Origin of the sequence: Ottowia sp. (assembly GCF_035325765.1) — a bacterium.
GTDB lineage: Bacteria > Pseudomonadota > Gammaproteobacteria > Burkholderiales > Burkholderiaceae_C > Ottowia.
On sequence record NZ_DAOKZG010000001.1, the window covers coordinates 164799 to 172704 of the forward strand.

The 7906-nt window shown below is 68.5% G+C and carries 7 protein-coding genes and 1 pseudogene; 5 read left to right on the forward strand and 3 right to left on the reverse strand.

What is annotated here, in order from left to right:
• Positions 1-206: 206 nt before the first annotated feature.
• The gene (locus tag PKA16_RS00875) at positions 207-1034 is read left to right on the forward strand and encodes a carbohydrate ABC transporter permease (protein ID WP_324399426.1); all 828 of its coding nucleotides are present in this window, start codon (positions 207-209) and stop codon (positions 1032-1034) included.
• Positions 1035-1245: 211 nt separating this feature from the next.
• Positions 1246-2145: an endonuclease/exonuclease/phosphatase family protein gene (locus tag PKA16_RS00880; protein WP_324399428.1), complete on the forward strand. Its 900-nt coding sequence runs from the start codon at positions 1246-1248 to the stop codon at positions 2143-2145.
• A 437-nt stretch (positions 2146-2582) separates the two neighbouring features.
• On the opposite strand, the gene rnk is transcribed toward PKA16_RS00880, so the two are convergent.
• Complete coding sequence (gene rnk, locus PKA16_RS00885; RefSeq protein WP_324399430.1) at positions 2583-2996, reverse strand: nucleoside diphosphate kinase regulator; 414 nt, start codon at positions 2994-2996, stop codon at positions 2583-2585.
• A 417-nt stretch (positions 2997-3413) separates the two neighbouring features.
• Here rnk and PKA16_RS00890 point away from each other — a divergent pair, with 417 nt between their 5' ends.
• The 3 genes from PKA16_RS00890 (at position 3414) to PKA16_RS00900 (ending at position 6571) form a co-directional block, all read left to right on the forward strand.
• The gene (locus PKA16_RS00890; RefSeq protein WP_324399432.1) at positions 3414-3986 is read left to right on the forward strand and encodes a TRAP transporter small permease; all 573 of its coding nucleotides are present in this window, start codon (positions 3414-3416) and stop codon (positions 3984-3986) included.
• A gap of 172 nt (positions 3987-4158) precedes the next feature.
• Entirely contained in the window at positions 4159-5457 is a 1299-nt protein-coding gene (locus tag PKA16_RS00895; RefSeq protein WP_324399434.1) for a TRAP transporter large permease, read from the forward strand.
• Positions 5458-5524: 67 nt separating this feature from the next.
• Positions 5525-6571 (forward strand): DctP family TRAP transporter solute-binding subunit, encoded by a 1047-nt coding sequence (locus PKA16_RS00900; RefSeq protein ID WP_324399436.1) that lies wholly within the window; start codon positions 5525-5527, stop codon positions 6569-6571.
• Between the two features lie 244 nt (positions 6572-6815).
• Here PKA16_RS00900 and PKA16_RS00905 read toward each other — a convergent pair whose 3' ends face one another.
• Together PKA16_RS00905 and PKA16_RS00910 are read right to left on the reverse strand one after the other, a co-directional pair.
• Positions 6816-7553 (reverse strand): amino acid ABC transporter ATP-binding protein, encoded by a 738-nt coding sequence (locus PKA16_RS00905; protein ID WP_324399460.1) that lies wholly within the window; start codon positions 7551-7553, stop codon positions 6816-6818.
• Between the two features lie 162 nt (positions 7554-7715).
• Positions 7716-7906, reverse strand: a pseudogene (locus PKA16_RS00910) (amino acid ABC transporter permease); the annotation flags it as partial.

Genomic DNA, 7906 nt, shown 5'->3' on the forward strand with positions numbered 1-7906 from the left:
GGCGCATGAACATTGAGCTTCGCCATTTTGATCACGTCCACCGGTTGGGTGAGCGCACTGTGCGCCCGCCAGCACCCCCTCACCGCGCCATGCGGCGTTGCTCGTCGTGGTGCACACCAGTGCCGCGGCCTCCTCGTGTCTTGCCTGGCGCGCCGAGGGCGGCACTGGCAAGCACATCCAACTGCCGGATTTAGGTTGAACCGGCCATGAAGCACCCGCCCTCCAGCCTCGGCCAGCCGACCTGGCTCGACCAGCTCGCCGCCTGGCTGCTGGCGCTGCTGTGGATCCTGCCGCTGGCCTATGCGGTCTGGACGGCCTTCCATCCGGGCGAGTTCTCGACCCGCTTTGCCTGGAACGCACCGCTCACGCTCGACAACTTCCGCCGCGCCTGGGCCGCGGCACCGTTCGCGCGCTACTTCCTCAACACCACCCTGCTGGTGATCATGATCCTGGCGCTGCAGCTGGTGCTGTCGACGCTGGCGGCCTACGCCTTCGCGCGCTACCGCTTCCGCGGCCGCGACGTCGCCTTCGCGCTGGTGCTGGTGCAGCTGATGATCATGCCCGACATCCTGCTGGTGGAAAACTACAAGACCATGGCGCGCCTGGGCCTGGTGGACACCCTGCTGGGCATCGGCCTGCCCTACTTCGCCTCGGCCTTCGCCATCTTCCTGCTGCGCCAGACCTTCCTCGGCGTACCGCGCGAACTCGACGAGGCGGCACGCGTCGAGGGCGCCGGGCCGCTGCAGACGCTGTGGCGCGTCTACGTGCCCCTGGCCCGGCCGGTCTACACCGCCTTCGGCCTGGTCTCGGTGAGCTTCCACTGGAACAACTTCCTGTGGCCGCTGATCATCACCAACAGCACCAACGCGCGCCCGCTCACGGTCGGCCTGCAGGTGTTCTCCTCCGTCGACCAGGGCGTCGACTGGTCGGTCATCACGGCCGCCACGCTGATGACGGCGGCACCGCTGCTGATCGGCTTCCTGCTGTTTCAGCGCCAGTTCGTGCAGAGCTTCATGCGCGCCGGGATCAAATGAAGGCCACCCCCCTGAGTCGCCTGCGGCGCGTTCCCCCCTCCCTCTTCGGGAAGGGGGACAACGCCGATGGCCGGCGCAGGTTCGCCCATCGCGTTCACTGGATTGGCCTGCGCTGCCACCACCGGGATTCCGGAGGCGCCACGGCCTTGCGTCGTGCCAGGCGCGACGATGGGCGACCGACCGGCACACCGGCGACGACAGGACGGGCGCGATGAAACTGGTCACCTGGAACACGCAGTGGTGCCGCGGCCTGGACGGCGTGGTCAGCGCGCACCGCATCGTCGAAGGCGCGCAGGCGCTGGCCGGGGCCGGCGGCTTCGACGTGCTGTGCCTGCAGGAGATCGCCCAGGGCTACCCCGACCTGCCCGGTGGCCCGGGCGACCAGCCGGCCGAGCTGGCGGCGCTGCTGCCGGGCTACCGGCTGTTCTTCGGCGCCGCGGTGGACGAGTTCGACGCCGATGGCCGGCGCCAGCGCTTCGGCAACCTGGTCGCCACGCGCCTGCCGGTGCTGCAGGTGCTGCATCAGCCCCTGCCCTGGCCGGCCGAGGGCAGCGTGCCCAGCATGCCGCGCATGTGCACCATGGTCACGCTGCGCGACCCGGCGCTGGGCGCGCTGCGCATCATGACCACGCACCTGGAGTTCTACGCACCGCGGCAGCGCACGGCCCAGGCCGAGGCCCTGCGCGCGCTGCAGCTGCAGGCCTGCGGCCACACCGCGGCGCCGCCGCAGCCGCTGCCGGAACACGGCGGCTGGCCGTTCCGGCCCAAGACCCACACGCCGCATGCCGTGCTGTGTGGAGACTTCAACATGGGCCCGGACGATCCGGCCTACGCACGCCTCGTCACGCCGTTCCAGGCCAACGAGCTCGCACCCGGCGCGCCCGCCTCGGCCGGCGCCGCCTGGTCGCTGCACGATGCCTGGAAGCTGCTGCATGGCGCGGCACCGCAGCCCGCCACGTTCCGCCTGTTCGACCGCAGCTACGGCCCGGATCCGGTCACCTGCGACTTCGCCTTCGTCAGCGGCAGCCTGGCGCCGCACGTGCGCGCGCTGCGCATCGACGGCCAGACCCGGGTCTCGGACCACCAGCCGGTGCTGCTCGTGCTGGACTGAGACAAGCGCCGGCCAAAGACCGTATCAGTTGCTCCACCGCGCTTCGCCCGATCCGCGGCGCATGAAACGACCCTGCTCCGATGGCCGCGAAGCAGGCCAGGCCAGTCGCGGCCCCGGTCGGGATTTTCCCTGGCCACAGGCTGCGCCTCAGGACAACGCCTCACGCTGCGCTGCCCCCGGTGGGGGCCTTCGCACCTTCGGGCGGCCGAGCGGTGCGCAAGGTGGAGGCGCAACATCGCGCAGCGAGTGCAGCCTCGGGGGTGGTTCACTTCAGTTGCTCCACCGCGCTTCGCGCCACCCGCGACGCATGAAACGCCACGGCTCCAAAGGCCGCGGAGCAGGCCAGGCGGGGGCACCCGTGGCCGGGGTCTCCCTGGACACTGGGTGCGTCCCCCTTGCAGGGGGGTGGAGCGCAGCGATATAGGGGATATTTGATCCTAGTCGGTGTAGTCCCCGTGCGCCTCGGGCTGGTATTCGATTGCGCGCACCACCAGCCCGGCGGTCTTGCCATCCACGCCCCGCCACTGCGCGGTTTCGCCCGCACGCAGACCGAGCAGGCTGGTGCCAAGCGGCGACAGCACCGAGATGAAGCCCTTGCCGGCATCCGCCTCGGGCGGGTAGACCAGGGTCAGCGTGCGCTCGCTGCCCGTTGCCGGGTCGGCCACGCGCACGCGCGTCAGCATGGTGACGACGTCCGGTGCCACCTCCTGCGGCCGCACCTGCTCGGCGGCGTCGATCACGTCCGACAGCTCGGCCGCGGCCGCGGCGGTCGCACCCTGGCGCTGCAGCAGCTTGTAGATGCGGACATGATCCAGTTCGGTGATGGTGCGGCCAAAGGCGGGACTGTTCATGGTGCGATTCCTTTCCTGCGGATGCACGGTGCGCCCCTTTCGGGGCCCGGACAAGGGAAGACGAAAACGAGGCGCCAGGCGGTTCGGCCCGACGATCAAGATGGCGCTGTAACTGGGGGAAGCGTGCGGATCGTCGGGCTCAGGCGAGTGCGACCGTATGCTGGGCCGCGCGAGCCGCGCCGGCTCGCTGGATTGCCTGAGGAATCGAATCCGCGCGCAAACATGCAAGCGCCGCCGTGGCCACGTGCCACGACCGCTGCGGGCGCGACGAGTCGCGCGCACCGATGACGCTCAGGGTTTGCATGGATCAATGATAGCCGCTGGCGACGCGAAATGCCAGCGCGGCCCGCTTAAGATAAGCGCCCGAACCGGCCCTTCAAGAGTCGGTCGGGTGCTTTCGCCCGCCACCCACCCCGCATGTCCGACCTGCCTTCCCGCGCTGATCCAGCCGCCGCGCCCGACCCTTCCGCCAAGCCACGCGTGCCGCTGGCGATCGAGGACTGGCTGACCGTGGTCATCATGGCCCTGCTGGCGCTGATCACCTTCGCCAACGTGCTGGTGCGCTATTTCACCGACGCCTCGTTTGCCTGGACCGAGGAAGTCTCGGTGTTCCTGATGATCGCCCTGGCCATGGTCGCCAGTTCGGCGGCGGTGGCGCGCAACCGGCACATCCGCATCGAGTTCCTGGCCGACGCCGGACCGCCGGGCCGCCAGCGAGCCCTCGCCATCCTCGGCGCCGTTCTGGTGATCCTGCTGTTCGCCCTGATCGCCGTGCTCTCCAGCCGGCTGGTCTGGGACGACATCCAGTACGAGGAAACCTCGCCCGGCATCGGCGTGCCGCAGTGGTGGTACTCGATCTGGCTGCCGATCCTGTCGGTCGCCATCATGCTCCGCGCCCTCGGCGTGCTGCTGCGCGGCGGCCGCCCAGCCGCCGAGAGCGCCGAACTGCCGACCTCGCCCGAATTCCGTGACGAGGAGCGGGCCCCATGAGCGCCGCCAGGCCGCTCGCAGGCGCGAAGGTCACGCCTGAACGCAGCAGAGCAGACGAAGTCGTGGAGCGTGGGGGCCAACCCGAGTCGCCGCCGGGCCGCCCCAAGGCGACGAGCGCCCCCCTGGGGGGCAGCGGAACAGACGAAGTCGTGGAGCGTGGGGGCCAACATCCATGATCGCCACCCTGCTGTTCGCCCTGTTCATCGTCACCATGCTGGCAGGCGTGCCGATCGGCGCTGCCCTCGGGCTGGCCGGCACGGCAGCCATTGCGCTGGCCAACAGCGAAACGCAGTGGTTCGGCCTGCTGGCGGTGCCGCAGAACTTCTACGCCGGCCTGGGCAAGTACCCGCTGCTGGCGGTGCCGATGTTCGTGCTGGTGGGCTCCATCTTCGACCGCTCGGGCGTGGCGGCACGCCTGGTCAGCTTCGCCACCGCCATCGTCGGCCGCGGCCCCGGCATGCTGCCGCTGATCGCGATCGCCGTGGCCATGTTCATGGGCGGCATCTCGGGCTCGGGCCCGGCCACCGCTGCCGCCGTCGGCGGCGTCATGATCGCTGCCATGAGCAAGGCCGGCTACCCGGGCGCCTTCTCGGCCAGCGTGGTGGGCGCGGCGGCGGCCACCGACATCCTGATCCCGCCATCCATTGCCTTCATCGTCTATTCGGTGCTGGTGCCGGGCGCATCCGTGCCCGCGCTGTTCGCCGCGGGCCTGATCCCGGGCGTGCTGGTCGGCCTGGCCCTGATCATCCCCTCGGTCTGGCTGGCGCGTCGCCACGGCATGGGCCAGCTCGAGGCCGACCTGCCGCGCCCGCCGCTGCTCAGGAGCTTCCTCGATTCCTTCTGGGGCCTGATGGCGCCCGTCGTCATCCTCGGCGGCATGCGCATGGGCTGGTTCACGCCGACCGAGGCCGCGGTGGTGGCGGTGTTCTACGGCCTGTTCGTCGGCATGGTAATCCACCGCACCATGACCTGGCGCGACCTGTTCCCGATCCTGAAGGAATCGGGCGAGCTGTCGGCGGTGATCCTGATCGTGGTCGCGCTGGCCGGCATCTTTGCCTTCTCGCTCTCGACGCTGGGCGTGATCGACCCGCTGACCCGCGCGATCGTCGAATCGGGCCTGGGCGAATGGGGCGTGCTGGCGCTGATCGTGCTGCTGCTGGTGGTGGCGGGCATGTTCCTCGACGGCATCTCGATCTTCCTGATCTTCGTGCCGCTGCTGTGGCCGCTGATGCAGCACTACCAGTGGAACCCGGTGTGGTTCGGCGTGCTGCTGACGCTGATGGTGGCCATGGGCCAGTTCACGCCGCCGCTGGCCGTGAACCTGATGGTGTCGTGCCGCATTGCCGGCGTCAGCATGGAGACCACGGTGCGCTGGGTGCTGCCGCTGGTGCTGGCGATGGGCGTGGTGGTGCTGATGGTGATCGTCTGGCCCGAGCTGGCGCTGTGGCTGCCGCGCGTGCTCGGCTTCTGAACCCGGCCCGTCGCATGCCCCGAGATTCCCGGTTTTTTTCGCAGTCCACTTCAAAGGAGATCCTGTCATGAAGCAACGTCGCAAGCTGCTCGCCCTGGCCGCCGTGTCGGCTGCCAGCGTGGCCCTCACGCTCGGCCTGCCGGCCACCGCGCAGGCGCAGAACTACAAGAGCGAATACCGCATGTCGCTGGTGGTCGGCACCGCCTTCCCCTGGGGCAAGGGCGGCGAGATCTGGGCCAACAAGGTCAAGGAGAAGACCCAGGGACGCATCAACATCAAGCTCTACCCGGGCGTCTCGCTGATCCAGGGCGACCAGACGCGCGAGTTCTCGGCGCTGCGCCAGGGCGTGATCGACATGGCGATCGGCTCGACCATCAACTGGTCGCCGCAGGTCAAGCAGCTCAACCTGTTCTCGCTGCCCTTCCTGATGCCCGACTACGCGGCCATCGACGCGCTGACGCAGGGCGACGTCGGCAAGGAAGTCTTCAAAATCCTCGACAAGGCCGGCGTGGTGCCACTGGCCTGGGGCGAGAACGGCTATCGCGAGCTGACCAACTCCAAGCACGTGGTCAAGACGCCAGCCGACCTCAAGGGCCTGAAGATCCGCGTGGTCGGCTCGCCGCTGTTCCTCGACACCTTCACCGCGCTCGGCGCCAACCCGACCCAGATGAGCTGGGCCGACGCGCAGCCGGCCTTTGCCAGCGGCGCCGTCGACGGGCAGGAAAACCCGATGAGCATCTTCACCGCCGCCAAGCTGCAGAACGTGGGTCAGAAGTACGTCACCATGTGGCACTACGTGGCCGATCCGCTGGTGTTCGTGGTCAACAAGGAGGTCTGGAATTCCTGGACGCCCGAGGACCGCGAACACGTGCGCCAGGCCGCGCTCGAGGCCGGCAGGGAAGAGATCGTGATCGCGCGCAAGGGCCTGGCCGAGCCCGGCCAGCCGCTGCTCAAGGAGATCGCCGCCATGGGCGTGACCATCACCGAACTCAGCCCGGCCGAGCGCGAGGCCTTCGTCAAGGTGACCAAGCCGATCTATGACAAGTGGAAGCCGCTCGTCGGCACCAACCTGGTCAAAATGGCCGAGAAGGCGATCGCCGCGCGCAAGCCGTGACGCATGCGCACCCGCTGACGCGGCGCGATGGCGGATGACAGAAAGGCGCGGGCAGTGGCACCACCCGCGCCTTTTTGACTCGATCCCATGTAGCGCGCGGCGCTGCGGTCATCCTGGAAACGGCAGTTGGATGCGTCCAACTGCCGTTTCCAGGATCATTCAGGGCGCGTCGCGCCGAAGTCATGCGCCCACGCCAGCGGGCGCCGCCATCACGGCGCCGGCACAACGACGCCCTCATGCATCGTCAGCCCTGCAGGATCTTGCTGAGAAAATCCTTGGTGCGCGGCTGGCGGTTCTCCGGGTGGCCGAAGAACTCCTCCTTGGTGCAGTCCTCGAGGATATGGCCGCCGACATCGATGAAGATCACGCGGCTCGCGACCTTGCGCGCAAAGCCCATTTCGTGCGTGACCACCATCATGGTCATGCCCTCCTGGGCCAGCTTGACCATCACGTCCAGCACCTCGCCCACCATCTCGGGATCGAGTGCCGAGGTCGGCTCGTCGAACAGCATCACGATCGGGTCCATGGACAGGGCCCGCGCGATCGCCACGCGCTGCTGCTGGCCGCCCGAGAGCTGGCCCGGAAACTTGTCCTTGTGCGCCATCAGGCCGACGCGGTCGAGCATCTTCAGGCCGCGCGCCTTGGCCTCGTCGGCGCTGCGGCCCAGCACCTTGACCTGGGCGATGGTCAGGTTCTCGGTGACCGACAGGTGTGGGAACAGCTCGAAGTGCTGGAACACCATGCCGACCTGGCTGCGCAGCTTGGGCAGGTCGGTGGCCGGGTCCGTCACCTTGACGCCGTTGACGATGATCTCGCCCTTCTGCACCGGCTCGAGCGCATTGATGGTCTTGATCAACGTCGACTTGCCCGAGCCCGAGGGCCCGCACACCACCACCACGTCGCCCTTGTTGATGTCCACCGAGCAGTGGTGCAGCACCTGGATCGGCCCATACCATTTGGAGACGTTCTTCACCTGGATCATGGGTTCAGGCATGGCTGCAATTCCTTCTGGGCATCATGTTGGGCAAGCCTCGATCATCCAATGGCCGCGGAGCAGGCCAGGCGGCGGCGCCGCGGCCGGACCTGCGCCGGCTACACGCGTCATCCCCCCTCAGGGGGGAAGGAGCGAAGCGACTCAGGGGGGTCATCGAACAATCGCGATCTTCCGATGGATCGCCTTGACCACGGAAGACAGGGAATAGCTGATGGCAAAGTACACCACGGTCGCCATCAGGTAGGTCTCGATCGGCCGGCCAAAGTTCTTGCCCGCGGTCTCGAAGCCCTTGAGCAGGTCGTAGGCGCCGATGGCATACACCAGCGAGGTGTCCTGGAACA